Here is a 15,833-nt window from a genome sequence, read left to right as displayed (position 1 = left end):
AATCGGCTTCATTTGGTTGAAACACATGATCGAAAGTGTAATGAATCCTGAGGTCATATGGCCTACAATGCGTTTACATGGTAATAAGCATGCTGATTCGGATCCGGAAACAGTGTGTTGGCACGGCTGTAAGGATGGTTCACCTTCATACTTGCGCTAGAGGCTATGTCCATGGACTTAGGAAAAGTGCTGATAAGAAGGACGTTTCAACCATTTTTATCGTTTTACCGGGTAGTTGTTCGAGGGCTGTGATAAAATGATAGGAATAAGAACATACGATCTGTTTAATTGAGAGGAGACACCTTGACGATGGAGATGCTCAAACCACCCGCCGAGACATTATACGAGGTTGAATTACGCGCGTTGCGAGAGGAAGATCAGGGGAAACGTCCCCCGAACTGGCTGTTATCTCCCGCCTATGTGCGCGATTTTATTATTGGCAGGGATAAGCCTGCGTTATTGAATGGAGAAGAGATCCCGATTACCCGCAAATTCTATGGCAATGACGTGTTAATTGAACGTGCAGTTGTTACTCTGGCAGGCAACCGAGGATTAATGCTCGTGGGAGAACCCGGGACAGCCAAGACCATGCTTAGCGAACTGCTGACCGCAGCGATCTCCGGTACCAGTCTAAATACGATTCAGGGTACAGCAGGCACAACAGAGGATATGATCAAGTACTCATGGAATTACGCCATGCTGCTTGATAAAGGCCCTTCGGAAGCCGCACTTGTACCATCGCCGTTGTATAACGGAATGAAGAAAGGTATTCTTACCCGTTTTGAAGAGATTACACGTTGTCCCGCCGAAGCGCAGGATAGTCTGATCAGTATTCTCAGTGACAAGGTCATGAGCATTCCTGAACTGGACGGTGGTGTACTGTTTGCCCAACCGGGATTTAACGTCATTGCTACAGCCAATATTCGGGATAAAGGTGTTAACGAAATGAGTGGTGCATTGAAACGGCGGTTCAATTTCGAAACGATCAAGCCCATTCATAACGTAAAGATGGAAGCCAAAATCATTGAATCCCAGGCACAAAGCCTGTTATTACATAGTGGAATTGATATTGACATTAACCCGGATGTGGTTGAGTTGCTGGCTACAACATTCATGGAACTGCGCACCGGCATGACACGGGAAGGATACAAGCTCGATACCCCTCAAGCATCCATGAGTACGGCGGAAGCAGTGTCTGTCTATGTCCAGAGTGCGATGACTTCCTATTATTACGAAGATAAAGCTATTGGGCTGGATCGGTTGGTGCAGAACATGCTGGGGACCATTGCAAAGGAAAACGACAAGGATCTGTCCATTCTCAAAACCTATTTCTCCAAGGTCGTAAAAGAGCGTTCCAGAGAAGAGGGAATGTGGAAGGACTATTATGAGGAGAGAAAATGGATCGGTTAACAGCGGTACTGGACCCTGATGTTGATCAGTTACAATCCTTGTTCGAATCCCAGGTGTATAACCTGAGTAATCATACGGTTTATTATCCAATACGACACCATAGCCCTGCATGTTCATATCACTTGTTACGATTAATCGGAGAGTACAAGCCGGATATCATTCTGATCGAAGGACCAGAGAGTGGCAATCCGTTAATTCCGGTGCTGAGTGATGAGGCAACCTTACCTCCTGTCAGTCTGTACTATACCTACGAGAGTGAATTGGAGAGAGAAGCCTGCTATTATCCGATGCTTCGGTATTCGCCTGAATATGTAGCTTTGAAAGAAGCAAAACGGTTGGATATTCCGGCGAAGTTTATTGATCTGGATTATCAACACTTCTCCACTCGTGCATCCAAATCCGGCCAGACAGAACAAAAGGAGATCTCCATCCAGGACGAAACCTTGCTTGCGGGGTCTGATTTCATTAACCGGTTGTGTCAAAAAACAAACTGTCGCAGTTTTGATGAATTGTGGGAAAAGGTGTTTGAGATTGGCGGCCTGGAAAAATCCACTCAGGCATTCGTGCAGGATGTATTCACGTATTGTACCTTATCCCGAATGTGTTATTCCACGGAACGATTACAGTCTTCTGGTGATCTGGCAAGAGAAGCACATATGAAACAACATATTAATCAAGCGGTGCAGGAACATGAGCGTGTGCTTGTCATTACCGGTGGGTTTCATACGTATGGACTGTTGATGTCAGAGAAACATGAATCAGAATTGGAACAGCCAGAGATGGATAAACAGCATACAGACCAACGTTTGGATGGACAAGGTAAACCAGGAACGTCTCAACTTAGTGCGGTTAATCCAGATACGGTTCACCAACAAATGTACCCTATGGTCTATACCTTTGCTGAAGCGGATCGGCTAAATGGATATGCGAGCGGCATGCCTTATGTAAATTATTACGATCAGATCTGGAACCAGCTGCTTCGCAAAAAGAGTACACCGTATAATCTAACGGCTCTGGACTTGTTATCCCGGTTGATGCGCCAATTACGGGACGGACACGAGCATGTATCAACCAGTGATGCAATTGAGGCATACAGTATGATTCAAGGTCTTGCCGGGCTTCGGGGTAAAAGGGAAGGCGGCGTCTATGAGTTGATGGATGCAGCACTCTCTTCCTTTGTGAAGGGGGAGCTTACCTTGGCTACCGATAAACCGCTGCAAGAGCTGCAGCAGTTATTGACAGGAGACGTCATTGGAAGTGTGGCTCCCAATTCATTCAGTATTCCCATCGTGGAGGACTTCAAGGCGCGTTGTACAGAGTACAAACTGCAGATCCGCACAACAGGACAGCACAAGAAAGTGCTGGATCTGTATGCGAAACCGGAGCACCGTCAGATAAGTCAATTGATTCAGTGCATCACCTATCTGGTTCCGGAATTCGCGAAACGGCAATCGGGGCCGGACTGGATCGCAGAGCGTGACATGAATCTCGTACGTGAAACCTGGGTTTATATGTACTCCTCCCGTATTGAAGCCAGATTGATAGAAAACTCTCTCTATGGCGGAACACTTGCTGGAGCGGCTACACGCAAAATGGAAGAACAAATGCAAGAAATACCGGATCATCATAGCGGTGAACTTGCCCGACTCATGCTTCAAGCGCTACTTATGGGGCTTCAGGACACAGCGATGAAACTCTATGAACAGGTCCGCTCAGCGCTGAGAACGGACGGGAATTTTCTATCCCTATGTAATAGTCTGCATGTCTTGAACCGAATTCATCAACACCGCAGGTTGCTGGGATTATCTGACGAGCAACATCTCCCTGATCTGGTATCCGAAGCTTATAGGAACGCCGTGGACAAGTTGTTACAGCTCTCCAGAGCCAATCCGGATGAACATGAAGCCATTATTCAGGGATTGAAGCTGCTAGCTATGCTCGCGGAGTCATCGGAGGAGCATTTTCAGGATGAGACATTCCGAATACATCTGAATGAGCTTCTGTCTGATCACCAGCTTCCGGCTCAGCTGGAGGGTGTGTGTGTGGCTATTTCCTCAGGGCTCGGTGACAGGCCCAGAGATGAGATTGTTGATCGTGCTCGCGGGTATATCCATGGTACACCGGATCAGACCCGTCAAACGGCACTTTTTTTACAGGGAGTATTCACTGTAGCACGTGACGCTTTTTTGTATGAAGATCAGCTCTTGTCTGAGTTGAATTATCTGATTGAACAGCTGTCATACGACGACTTCATCAGTATGGTACCGGAATTACGGTTGGCATTCACCTACTTTACACCAATGGAGACGGGCTTGATTGCTGAACGGGTGGCGAGTCTGCATCAGGTTGAGCCAGAGGAAATGTTGAGGCCTGCGGTGGATGAGCAGATGCTGACTCAGTCCAAAGCATGGGACGAAGCGCTTCGAAAGGAGTTTGCTGCATGGAAGCTAATATGAATGAAGCGAATCGGACAACGGAAGGAACCGGAGAAATCAATGAAAGTTCCAATCCGGATGGAAACAACCGAGGGGATCATCATTCTGCTGAAACTTTAAATCGATGGCGTCTGATTCTCGGTGAATCCGCTGAAGAAGGGTTGTGTAATACAGACCAATACACTTCGGCTGAATTTCAATATACGGAAATCGATGAGATTCTGGGGTATCTCTATAACCGTGAATACGGTGAAGAACAAGGTTATCGAAAAGAGGGAGGACGCGGTGCGTCTAACCTGACTGTACCGAAATGGCTGCACAAGGTCAGGGATCTATTCCCCAAACCAACGGTAGAAATATTGGAAAAACAGGCGCTTGATCGTTATGGGCTGACAGAATTGTTAACGGACAAAAAGCTGCTTGAATCCCTTGAACCAAACATGAATCTGCTCAAGAACATTATGCAGTTCAAAGGACGGATGAAAGGTGAGGTGTTAAGGAGCGCCAAGGATATTGTGCGAACCGTGGTTGAAGAGCTGCGCAGCAAGCTGGAATCTCAGACCCGAGCGAGTATCATGGGCAAGCGCAGTCGCTATACCTCCAGTTCAGTGCGATCCTTACGCAATCTGAATTTCAAGCGAACCATCACCAAGAACTTGAAGAATTACGATAAAAACAAGCGCAGGTTTGTGATTGATCGTCTGTATTTCGATGGGAATATTCAGCCCCATAACAAGTGGAACATCATCATTGGTGTGGACGAGAGTGGCAGTATGCTGGATTCAGTCATCTACAGTTCGGTGATGGCCAGCATCTTCTATCGCTTGAATGCACTGCGCACGAAATTATTCATATTTGATACGCAGGTTGTTGATCTGAGCGACAGGTTGGAAGACCCCGTAGACGTGCTCATGAATGTACAGCTCGGCGGGGGCACACATATTACCAAAGCGCTGCGTTATGGCGAGACGTTAATCGATAATCCGGGCAAAACCATCTTTATTCTGGTCAGTGATCTGGAGGAAGGGTACCCGATCGCGCAAATGTACAAAGCCTGTAAAGATATCATCGATACAGGATGCAAGCTACTGGTTCTCACCGCACTCGATTTTAACGGGGATTCAGTCTATAACAAACATGCCGCACAGACGTTAACCAATATGGGGGCACATGTAGCCGCAATTACGCCTAACGAACTCGCGGATTGGATTGGCGAGATCATCACTTAAATTCAAGGAGGAATGTGTAATGCTTACCGCAGACCGCGCAGTTGAAACTTTGGTGGAGAAATTCGCAGTAACCTGTTCAAACGAGTATTCATTAAAAACAGATCGAAGCTCCGAAATTATCGATTATGTATTGGGAACGACAGACAAGTTTCCGGATATGATGGGAAATTCGAGTCATTATGTGTATCAAACGATTGATCTGCTCATGAAGCTTGCCAAAAAAGACGATGGAGATATCTTTTACCGTGCCGGGGCTATTGTGATATATCTGGAATCCAATTATTCCAAAAGAAATTCATGGAGAACGGATGCCTTTACTGTCTGTATGGGAAATGACTCCGAAGCTTACGGATTAAGCGGGAAGAGCAAAAGCGCTGATCGTATGGATGGATTGTTGTCTCGGTTGGAGAAGATCAAACAATTTGCAGGCGAGAACGAAATTTTGACTGAATTAAAGAGTAAATTAAAGCGTGCCCAGTGGCTTTTTGATTCCAAAAAAGCGGACAGTCAAGGGGATTACCGGGATGTAATTAATGCATTAATGCTGCTGCAATTATATTCAAGACTCAGTGACACGGCTTCTCATCTTGCAGAGGTTCAATCTTCTGTTCAATCGTTACCAGTGTTGTTTCAACATGTAATGGCTAATGATCCAGATAAGTTGCGGGACGAGCTACATACGTTGATTGAACCTGTAGTGGTCAGTAATATTCAAGGAAAACATAACGGATCTTCCCAAGAATTGAAGGATGAATTCCTCAAGGAGAAGCGTAGTCAGCTCATAGCTGAGCTGTATCCCAATACATCGTTCTCTCCAAAAGAGCAATGTTCACACACTGTATTCCATCAAACTATGGTGCTTGTGAGTGGTGCCTTGTTGTACCTGATTAACATTAGCGGAGGTAAACAACGGTTCCTTGATACAAATAGTGAGATTGGACATGTTTTGCTTCACACAATACATCAATTACATGAGATTTATCCACTTGAAGTTCGCCGTTACTTGCTGAGTATGGACCCTAGAGCAAAGAGTCCAAATGATCTGCTTGCTGGACTTGTGCCTCTGGATGAGCCTTATCAGTTGGTTGAAATGTTGCGGGACGAGCTTAATTCGTACACGGTATCCTGGAACATGTTACAATCTACGATCGCGAATCGTCCTGAACAAGCGATTCGAGCATACGAGATTATGAAACCGCCATTCCTTAAACTTTGCATTCAGAAATTCATGGACGATCAAGGCTTGACATTGCCTAATGCGGAGGGGTCACTGGAGCAAGCGGTATTTAACGCTCTTCGGCATCCTTTGGACGGGGGACGTCAAGGACTTGCGATTGCAAGATACTTAAGTGGGGAAAACACGCTGGAGGAATATTGGGAGGACCCGAATAGTCGCGGGTTGTTTAATCAACTGAATCGGGATAAGAAGCGTGTTCACAACCTCATTAGTATTAGTTTTCTGCCCTTGGACTCGGAGGCGATGCGCAGGTTCGCAATCCTGACCACTCATCCGGATTGGACGCTGGATATTATCTCGGACATGTACAATTCATACGCGTTTAGTGGAGAGCAGCTGCTTCAACGTTATGGGCAAGATCCTGAGGTGCAACGTGAGAAATTGCTAACCAGCCTGATCTCACTTAATGGCATGACCGACTACAGATACAAATCGATGCCGCATGACGAATACCGCCGAATCATTCAGCAGAATCTGGACTATGCACTGACACAGTACAAGAAACTGCCAACGGATACGCGCATTTTAATTCTGGAGATAACCTTTGAGCAGCGTGATGAGTTATCGAAGAAAATATTGGCCGAAGCGATTCGTGCCGGATTGCAGGATTCTTCCAAAAAGGCCAACGGCGTGGCGTTAGCGGAATTCAACCGAATTCCGGATCAGGACTTGTATACGCTCGTCTACCTCTCGGAGAAAAAAGTGGGAATCAAAGAGATGGCTCTGACCGCAATCCGCAGTCTGGAAAACAGCAAGGAGCTGTATGGTGAGCTTTTGAAGAAAGAGAAGTCCGAGGATTGGAAGAACCTGATTCAAATTCTGCTGGATACCGCAGATCTGAGCCCGGAGTATGCTCATGCTGCGCTCGCTGATCAGGCAGATAGCAAAAAGCTGTCCAGATTAAGCTGGTTGTCTCTGAAAGACCTCCCTTCACTGATACGTATTGAAGACAATCAGCCTTTAGATGACCGGATTAAACAGTATGCTTTGGTCCACTCATTGGATCATACATCCGGTCCTAATGAACGGTTGAATGAATTACGAGATTACGTAAGTGAGGCATCGCTCGCTCGTTTTGCAAGTGAATTGCTTCAGGTCTGGATTCAAGAAGGTGCCCCCGCGAAAGAAAAGTGGGTGATGTATGTTTCAGCACTCTTTGGTGATATTCAGATTGTGAATATTTTGGCTCCGCAAATTAAGGAATGGACAGAAAACAGTCGTGGCGCGATTGCAGCAGATGCTGTAAAAGTGCTCGCTTATCTGAAAGATCCATCCGCTCTTATGGCGATTGACAAAATCAAACGTGGGGTGAAGAACCGTCAGGTGAAAGGTGCAGCCGAGGAAGCGTTGCAGCTTGCAGCGGATAATATGGGACTTACCTCGGAACAACTCGAAGATCGGCTGGTCACTACACTTGGTTTTGATGAAAAAGGAACCATGCAGCTGAGTTACGGAGAGCGCTCCTTCCTGGTTAAGGTCAATGGAGACTTACAGGTCGTTGTCTTAAATGAAGAAACAGGAAAATCCGTGAAGAGTCTTCCTGCTCCTGCACAGAAAGATGATCCTGAATTGGCAGCGCAGTCCAAGGCACGTTTCACACAGCTGAAAAAAGATCTCAAATCCATGGTTAACATTCAGGCGCAGCGTCTTGAAGAGTCATTGTCCAAGCAACGTCTGTGGTCTGCCGATGAGTGGAAAGCACTGTTTGTACAAAATGTAATCATGCAAAAATTTGCTGTTGGTCTGATCTGGGGAACGTATGAGGATGGCGCTCTGATCAGCACGTTCCGTTATATGGAGGATGGCACTTTCAATTCTGTGGATGAAGATGAGGTTGATCTGCCTTCGGGTGCGCAAGTGGGACTTATACACCCGCTGGAACTGGATCAGGCGACACTTGAAGGTTGGACAACGCAGTTGGAGGATTACGAGATCAAGCAGCCATTCGAGCAATTGAATCGTGAGATTCACCAGCCGGAAGATGAGGATAAAACGAAGAATGAATACGATCATCTGCCCGAGTCTGATTTTTCACCAACGGCTTTCCCCAAAGCACTGGAGAAATACGGTTGGATCAAAGGACCGGCACAGGACGGCGGCTGGTATCATGAATTCTATAAAGAGTACGGAGATCTTGTTGCGGAATTGCAATTCAGTGGTACAAGCATCACGTATTACGAGGGATTGGATGACATTACCCTGGAATCCCTACATTTCTTCAAACCGAATAACAAGCAATATTATTACTATGGGGACAATAAACCCATTGCTCTAGGCAACGTTCCAGGTCGCGTGTTCAGTGAAACGATCTACGATATTCTGAGAGCAACGGGGCGTTGATGACGTGAGTGAATTCAAGGAAAAATTCCGGATTTTTTCGAAGCTGTGTACGGAGGATTATTTGATTCGGTATGCCAACAAGGGGTTGTATAAAAGGTCTTTGAAAGAGTTGGACAACGGTGTAAGTGTAACGTATACATGGAATGAATCATCGGTGAATTGTCAGCTCAGTGACGGGACACAATGTACGCTTGAGAATACAATGGATCATTGGGAATGCTCCTGCCCGGCCGATCATATCTGCAAGCATGTGCTGATTGCAATTCTGTATGATCAACGGGAATATACGGCAGAGGATTCAATCAATGCAGACGAGAAGCATGCGCTGGATAAGGACTCAGGGATATCAGATAATGATCCGTTGGACGTACCAAAAAACGTATCAGTAACAGAATCAGCATCAAACTTAGTATCAAATGTGGACGATCCAAGCGAAATTCCGCATACGGTGTCACGTGAGATCGAGTCTCGCTTCCGCTGGATGGCGAAGTCTGACCTTCCCGTGTTAATTAAATCGTATAGTTCTTCCATGATTGAGGAAGTTATTTTCCGACTGAGATACCCAGAGGAAATTAAGATCATTGAAGATTCACTTCTTACGGTTCATCTGACTACCCAGAATATCGAGGTGTCTTTTACTGAGGAACCGAACCTTGCCAAAGCACTATGTAAAGTGCCGCACACTGCTGGGAAGATGGCCAAGCTTGAAGCTTTGCTACGATATCGGAACCTAAAAGGCCTGGATGATATGGATGCATTAAGTGGACGGGTGTACGAAGCCAAGTTCTCTTTGCAGACGGTGCAGGAATGTCGTATTATGCTGGCAGGATTGTTGAAGACGGGACTGGCCCGCCTTCCTCAGTCCTATATGGCACAACTGGAGACTTTGGCAATTGCAGCTCATAGTGGCAACCTGCCTGACATAGAACGCAGTTTACGAGGGATTCAAGGAGAACTACAATTGTTTTTCAACAGACATATACGTTTCTCCATGCAATCCATGTTGGATCGGGTAAGCAAGCTGTATCTTGCACTCCAGGTTCTTGAAGAAGAAAAGGTATCTGTCATTCAGCAGAGTCAGCTCATTGGCAGTTTTCGAAGTAAATACTTTACGGTTCCTTCACTTCACCTGTATGGACTGGGAGCTGATGCGTGGGAGACACGATCCGGTTTCCGTGGAATCACCTATTATTTCTATTGTTTCGATGATGAGGAAATCTACACCTATAGCGATGTACGTGCTGTATATTACGATGATCAGCAGTTCTCGTATACAGAGCATTATGGTGCATTCACACCATGGCTGCCTAATCTGACCTTTCGCCAGTTTGTGGGGGAAGAAGTTCAATTCCATTCAGTTAAAGTGAATGAGGAACGCCGGATCTCTTCCGGGGAAGGTGCCAAACTTGCTATTTTGCCACGAACGGGTGTGGAAACGTTGAATCTGGGCAAAACCATGCAAGACGTAACGTCAGTACTTCAAGAGGAATCGCGATCGTTCGACTTGTTTGCTGCTCCCAAAGAACGATTGGCTGTGATCAAAGTTGCTCGAATCGTGGACCATAACTTTGTCAAACAAACGCAGGAGCTTGTCCTGACGGTTGAGAGTACCGAAGGGGAAAGACTGGCACTCACTCTCCCGTATTCATCTGACTGGCAGGTGATGATCCAAAGACTGGAGTCAGGATATGGTTCCCAATCGCTTGAACACTTCTATGCCTTTGTGCGTGTGGAACCAAAACGGATTAGCCCAATCAGTTTCCTGAAGGGCAAAACGGTGCTCAGTCTGAAACTGGATATCGGTAATGGGAGGATGGGCAGACTTGGAAGAATATAATCAGTTCATGCAGAGAATTAACGGCTGGTCAGAAGAGTTGCTGCTGCGCGGGTTATCCCAGTTTACGATCCGAGATATTGAGGTGCTTGAGCAGCTCACAGCGGAATCCTCGCGGTTGCAGATGAGTTTCCTGCATGAGTTGTTGAATCACCTCATCAAGGAAGGGCGTAGCGTGGCTCTTGGACAAGGTAATGAAGAGTTGCTGTTATTTCAGTATTGTCGTCTCACCCAATATGTACAGCTCAGTGTGCAAGAAGAGGCGTAATATTGGTTAGTATTCCAAGCGAAGGCCAATGAAGCGATATGATGTAATAAATAATAACGTTGTATTATAGAATATAAGAAGATTTGCAGCAGGCCACAAGGTCACTGCAAATCTTTTTTATCGTGGAGTAAGTAAAAGTCATTTGTTAAACGAATATAGGTAGGTAGCACAGATTAATACGAGCATGGAAGGGAGGGATACATAATCGTGGAAGAAGAACAAATACGGAAGGCAGTAGTGAATCGTGATCCTGAAGCCATGGAATGGGTGATGAACCACTACGCAGGTTTGTTATGGAAGATTGCTCATTCCATCCTACATCATGCACCGGCAGAAGAGATAGAAGAATGCGTAGCAGATACATTTTTTGCTTTTTGGCAGAATCCGGATGCATTCCAATCTGGACGAAGTAGCCTGAAAAATTACCTTGCAACAATCACGAAACATAAAGCGATTGATCGCTACCGGAAACTTAATCGAAGATCTGAGCTTACATATGAAGAGGAGATTCATTCGGTGCAAACGGAGGATTTGTTGATTCAGATGATCACTAAAGAGACGTATACGGAACTTAATCACATGATTGAATCTTTTCCAGAACCGGAACGGGAGATTATGAAACGTCGGTTTTACGAAGGTCAGAGACCCCATGAGATATCAGAAGCATTGTCTCTACACGTTAGGCAAGTCCATAACAAGCTTTATCGCTCCAGGCAACGATTGAGGACATGGTGGATGAACAGGAAATAAAGGAGGGGATCCAATGCGAAAATCCGAAAAAGAATTCACTGAGCAGAACCTCTTTAATATTAAAAAGTTGTTCTATGATAAATTGGCGATGAATGAACCACAAACCCTTACGAGATCAGATACATCATTTTATCCACCTGTATTATATCCATCCGCTCCATCCGCACAGACAAAGAAGTCCATGAATAAAAGAAAAAAGTATCGCAAAGCCATCTATATTCCTGTAACCGCTGCGTTATCGTTATGTCTTGTTACAGGTGCAGCTGCATCGGTGGGCATCATTGACCTGCCTTCTATTCTTCATTTTCTAGGTGCAGATCGGATTGGCATTCTTCAGCCTGTTCATCAGGTGAGTGAAGATCAAGGAATTCGAATGGAGGTTATAGGTGCTGTCAGGGACGGAGATACAACGGAAATCTATGTTTCTTTGTCAGATCTGACGGGTCAACGTATTGACGAGACGCTGGATGTATATGATTACAGGGTCACCGGAGGTAATGCAAACAACGCTCAGATTATTCATTATGATGAAGCTAATAAAACGGCTATTGTCCGATTCCTCATTCAAGGAAAAGTCAGCAAAAATCGAATTACCGTTCAGATTAATACGCTGATGTCGGGTGCATCTCGACAAGATGGTTTCAACGTACAAGTGGACTGGGAGCAGTTGTTACAAGAAAAGCAAAACAATAACTATGATATCGTGGATCAAGATCGTATAAGTGGCTTGGGAGGTAAAACCGATTTTCAATTGGAAAATGATCCAATTCCGGTACTGCATCAAGATGTAACAAATGTCCCCGTTGAGGGTATTGATTGGATGCATATTTCTAATATAGGTTTTGTGGAGGACAAGTTACACATTCAGATTAATCCGGATAATGAGATAGGCGAGTATAATCATGGATATTTCTACTTCACGGATGAGCAAGGTCAAAAGCTCGATATACCTGAATATTCCGTTAGCTATGGACATTATATGAAAGATGGGGTCGGGTATGGAGGAGATTATGAGGAGTTTGTGTATGATCTGTCTGCTGTTGACGATTTAGATAAACTGAGACTTCAAGGCAGTTTTACGAGTATTAGTGAAGTTGTTCAAGGGAAATGGAAAACGACCTTTAACTTGAGTCAAAATGCTTTGAGTAAAACAGGGAACATTCAGCTTGATGCAAATGGAGCTTCACTGGCAAATGTTACTCTTTCCTCGGTTGGCGTCACACTTACAGGTGAGGCACTGAGCAAGATTCCGGTGGAGGACTTGAGTATTGAAGTTCACCTGAAGGATGGTACAAAGTTGTCTGGAGCATCTGGTTTCCTCCAGCTGGATCAGGATCTCATTAAGTGGATATCCCCTAAGACCATTCCGGTGGACGATGTGAGCTACCTGCTAATCAATGGAGAAAAAGTGACTTTGCAAGAAGAATAATTAAAAGGTGAATCAAAGAATCAGGGGATAAGTGCAATCAGAAGGTTGTTCTGTCATCGGAGTGGTAAGTGTGAATATTCTTTAGTTCAACTTATACAAAATGAATTACATGTCATATCCCGATTTATGACGCATACCATTAGGCGAATGCGGTCATAAGGGAGGAAACTGAGATGTCCATGAGCGAACCGCTGTTAACGCAAATTGTGAATCAACATATTCCGGCTGGTGCAACGGTCGTCACTATTGATAAACCTGTTCAACATCCAGCGATCTATGCGGCAGATCTTACCGGTGACGGCATGCCGGAGATTGCTGCAGTCTATCAGTTGAATGGTGAGCTGTATTTGCTTATTCTGAAATTTGTTCAAGGACATTGGATCAAGATGGCACTAATTAAGGGATTGGGGTATGGGGTGACTTTAATGACTGCTGCCCCTGTAACTTCAACGGCAAGGAACAATCTCATTATCGGTTGGCGGATTGGTTCTATTTGGTCTAAGCTTGCCGTATATGAGTGGACTGAATCAGGGCTCAAAGATCTGGCGCCTGACGATCTATATTATAGCTATGCAGAGATTATAGATATGCCTGGTACACATGGTCGAGATGGGAAAGTGGAGATTGCACTCTGGATACATGACACAGGGGAAGCCTATCGTGTGGAGATTATCCGATGGCAGAATGGGAAATGGGTTCCTGCACCGGACGTATATGCAACCTATTATCCCAAAGTGGTGCAATATTACGAGCAACTAACCCAGCAATATCCTGATTATATCTTTTACTGGTATTACCTTGCGGATGCTCAGTACCATGCGGGCCAGTATCCGGCAGCACTTGCTTCCGTTCAGAAGGCACTCAGTTTCCCGGAAGCATATCCTTCCAGAGAGGTACTACAGGAGCTGGAAAAGAAAATTAAGCAGGCGATGGTCCCTATAAGTCATACCCGGGTAACGACATGGTTATATCCAATCTCCGTTCGAACTACGAGTGGGACGCGTTGGGGGTATATGGATGCCCAAGGCCACATTCGGCTTGAGCCGGTACTGGATGACGCGCAAGAGTTTCAGCCCAATGGATTGGCTGTGGTTGTGAAGGATGGTCGTGCCGGCGTTATTAATCTTCAGGGGCAGTATGTCGTTCAACCTGTATACGATTCCATCAATTCCTTTTCCGAAGAACGGGCAATAACAATTGATTCTCAAGGATTTAAGATGATTAATGAACAAGGTACTGTCCTGACCAAACGGGCGTACCCGTATATCTCGAATATGAACGACGGCCGAGCGTTGTTTTACGATTCAAACCCTGGTCAGGCAGATGGATCGGTGAGTCGGTATGGTTATCTGGATGCGTCGGGCAATGAGGTGATTCCGGCACAGTTCGCTTCGGCGAATGATTTTCAAGATGGCAAAGCAGTTGTGCAGATTAAGGACAATGAATATGCACTCATTAATCGCAATGGACATCGGCTCGCAACATATCCATATGCCTATGTGGGACCACTAGGGGATGGGCTGTTGGCTTTTCAAAAAGAAGTATCGGGCAAATATGGGTACATCGACGAACGGGGTAATATTCGTATTCAGCCTAAGTTTTCATCGGCATTTCCTTTTAACGGCGGCCAAGCGATTGTTAATACAGCAGAGGATTACAAATCGAACTATGGTGTCATTAATACGCAAGGATCGTTTATCATTCAACCCGCGTATAATGACATCCGCGAACTAGGCGAGCATCGTTATGCGCTGGGGCAAGCAATTAATCCCGAACAGCCGTATATTGGCTCTGTATACGCGATTGCAGATACCAATGGCAGAAGACTTACGGAGTTCCTATATCGCGAAGTGGGTAATTACAAAAACGGCCTTGCTTCTGCATCGGATGGCAGACAAACCTATCTGCTGGATCTGAGTGGAAGACCTGCCGCTGGGTATCCCCATGTAGAAGGTTCGGGTACGCTGGAGGTCGTGGCACCAGATCTGATTAAGGCCTATGTAGACCAGCGCTTATCGTATGTGAATCGGGCCGGACAGATCATCTGGCGGCAAAATACAATCGTTCCACTTCATCTGCCGTACCGTGTACGCGAAGAGAAGTACAAACCGAACAGGGACTATCTCGTATATTATCCGCAGGTGGAGGGATTAACGAACCAAGCGGAGCAGCTTGCGCTGAATGCCAAGTTGAAGCAACTCTCCCAGGTTAAACCGATCCCTGCCGATCAGCAGCTGGATTACACGTATACAGGGGATTTTGATATTACGTTTTATCAGCAGCAATTGCTGCAACTGCAACTCACAGGTTATAACTACCCGGCGGGTGCAGCGCATGGTATGCCTACGATGATCTATGCGATCATTAATCTGACGGATGGTCAGTTGTATGAGCTGAAGGATTTATTTAAGCCGAATAGCGACTACGTAAAAGTGTTAAGCCAGATTGTGGGGGATCAGATCAAAAACGATCCTCAATACTCGTATGTGTTTCCGGACACCTATACGGGGATTAGTGCGGATCAGCCGTTTTTTGTCACAGCGGATGCTCTGCATCTCTACTTCAACCCATATGATATCGCACCCTATGCGGCAGGGTTTCCAACGTTTAAAATTCCCTTTCTCCAGATCAAGGACATCATTAATACAGAAGGTTCGTTCTGGAAAGCTTTTCATAGTTGAGTGCCCATTCACAGGTTAAGCGAGGAAGCCATATATCTAATATGGCTTCCTTTTGGATTCAATAGGCGACAGTTTAATGATGTAAGTAACTCCTTCACATATTTATCCATACTAAATGGAAAATATTACGGGAGTTACAGATCAAATAAGTCACATTTATCTATACAAGTAAAAAACGAAAACATTCTCCAACAACACTTCTTTTTCTTGGCGAGAATGT

9 protein-coding genes are annotated in these 15,833 nt (G+C 45.4%); all 9 read left to right on the top strand.

Annotation, left to right across the window (positions count from 1 at the left end; genetic code table 11):
* Window positions 1-309 precede the first annotated feature (309 nt).
* The 9 genes from MHB43_RS18000 to MHB43_RS17960 all read left to right on the top strand — a co-directional run bounded on the left by MHB43_RS18000 (window position 310) and on the right by MHB43_RS17960 (window position 15,613).
* The gene (locus tag MHB43_RS18000; RefSeq protein WP_405117661.1) at window positions 310-1,410 is read left to right on the top strand and encodes an AAA family ATPase; all 1,101 of its coding nucleotides are present in this window, start codon (window positions 310-312) and stop codon (window positions 1,408-1,410) included.
* A complete protein-coding gene (locus MHB43_RS17995) occupies window positions 1,398-3,866 on the top strand; it encodes a DUF5682 family protein (protein WP_237174971.1) in 2,469 nt (822 codons plus the stop codon). The genes MHB43_RS18000 and MHB43_RS17995 overlap by 13 nt, the downstream gene beginning before the upstream one ends.
* Entirely contained in the window at window positions 3,851-5,074 is a 1,224-nt protein-coding gene (locus MHB43_RS17990) for a VWA domain-containing protein (RefSeq protein ID WP_237174972.1), read from the top strand. Before MHB43_RS17995 ends, MHB43_RS17990 begins: the two co-directional genes overlap by 16 nt.
* A 19-nt stretch (window positions 5,075-5,093) precedes the next feature.
* Window positions 5,094-8,651, top strand: coding sequence for a DUF4132 domain-containing protein (locus MHB43_RS17985; RefSeq protein WP_405117660.1), 3,558 nt, complete (start codon window positions 5,094-5,096; stop codon window positions 8,649-8,651).
* 4 nt (window positions 8,652-8,655) lie between these two features.
* A complete protein-coding gene (locus MHB43_RS17980; protein ID WP_405117659.1) occupies window positions 8,656-10,488 on the top strand; it encodes a hypothetical protein in 1,833 nt (610 codons plus the stop codon).
* The gene (locus MHB43_RS17975) at window positions 10,475-10,753 is read left to right on the top strand and encodes a hypothetical protein (protein ID WP_405117658.1); all 279 of its coding nucleotides are present in this window, start codon (window positions 10,475-10,477) and stop codon (window positions 10,751-10,753) included. The genes MHB43_RS17980 and MHB43_RS17975 overlap by 14 nt, the downstream gene beginning before the upstream one ends.
* Before the next feature lie 207 nt (window positions 10,754-10,960).
* Complete coding sequence (locus MHB43_RS17970; protein WP_405117657.1) at window positions 10,961-11,503, top strand: sigma-70 family RNA polymerase sigma factor; 543 nt, start codon at window positions 10,961-10,963, stop codon at window positions 11,501-11,503.
* 13 nt (window positions 11,504-11,516) lie between these two features.
* A complete protein-coding gene (locus tag MHB43_RS17965; RefSeq protein ID WP_405117656.1) occupies window positions 11,517-12,932 on the top strand; it encodes a hypothetical protein in 1,416 nt (471 codons plus the stop codon).
* Window positions 12,933-13,105: 173 nt separating this feature from the next.
* Entirely contained in the window at window positions 13,106-15,613 is a 2,508-nt protein-coding gene (locus MHB43_RS17960; protein WP_405117655.1) for a WG repeat-containing protein, read from the top strand.
* The last annotated feature ends 220 nt before the right edge of the window (window positions 15,614-15,833 follow it).

Origin of the sequence: Paenibacillus sp. FSL H8-0317, from assembly GCF_045040685.1 — a bacterium.
Taxonomy (GTDB): Bacteria; Bacillota; Bacilli; order Paenibacillales; family Paenibacillaceae; genus Paenibacillus.
The sequence above is the reverse complement of the archived record's forward strand: the minus strand, read 5'-3'. Positions and strand labels throughout refer to the sequence as shown.

What these genes read in the sequence shown, in the direction of transcription:
- MHB43_RS17960 (WP_405117655.1), top strand. Translation starts at nt 13,106, where the DNA reads ATGTCCATGAGCGAACCGCTGTTAACGCAAATTGTGAATCAACATATT.
- MHB43_RS17995 (WP_237174971.1), top strand. Translation starts at nt 1,398, where the DNA reads ATGGATCGGTTAACAGCGGTACTGGACCCTGATGTTGATCAGTTACAA.
- MHB43_RS17965 (WP_405117656.1), top strand. Translation starts at nt 11,517, where the DNA reads ATGCGAAAATCCGAAAAAGAATTCACTGAGCAGAACCTCTTTAATATT.
- MHB43_RS17985 (WP_405117660.1), top strand. Translation starts at nt 5,094, where the DNA reads ATGCTTACCGCAGACCGCGCAGTTGAAACTTTGGTGGAGAAATTCGCA.
- MHB43_RS17990 (WP_237174972.1), top strand. Translation starts at nt 3,851, where the DNA reads ATGGAAGCTAATATGAATGAAGCGAATCGGACAACGGAAGGAACCGGA.
- MHB43_RS18000 (WP_405117661.1), top strand. Translation starts at nt 310, where the DNA reads ATGGAGATGCTCAAACCACCCGCCGAGACATTATACGAGGTTGAATTA.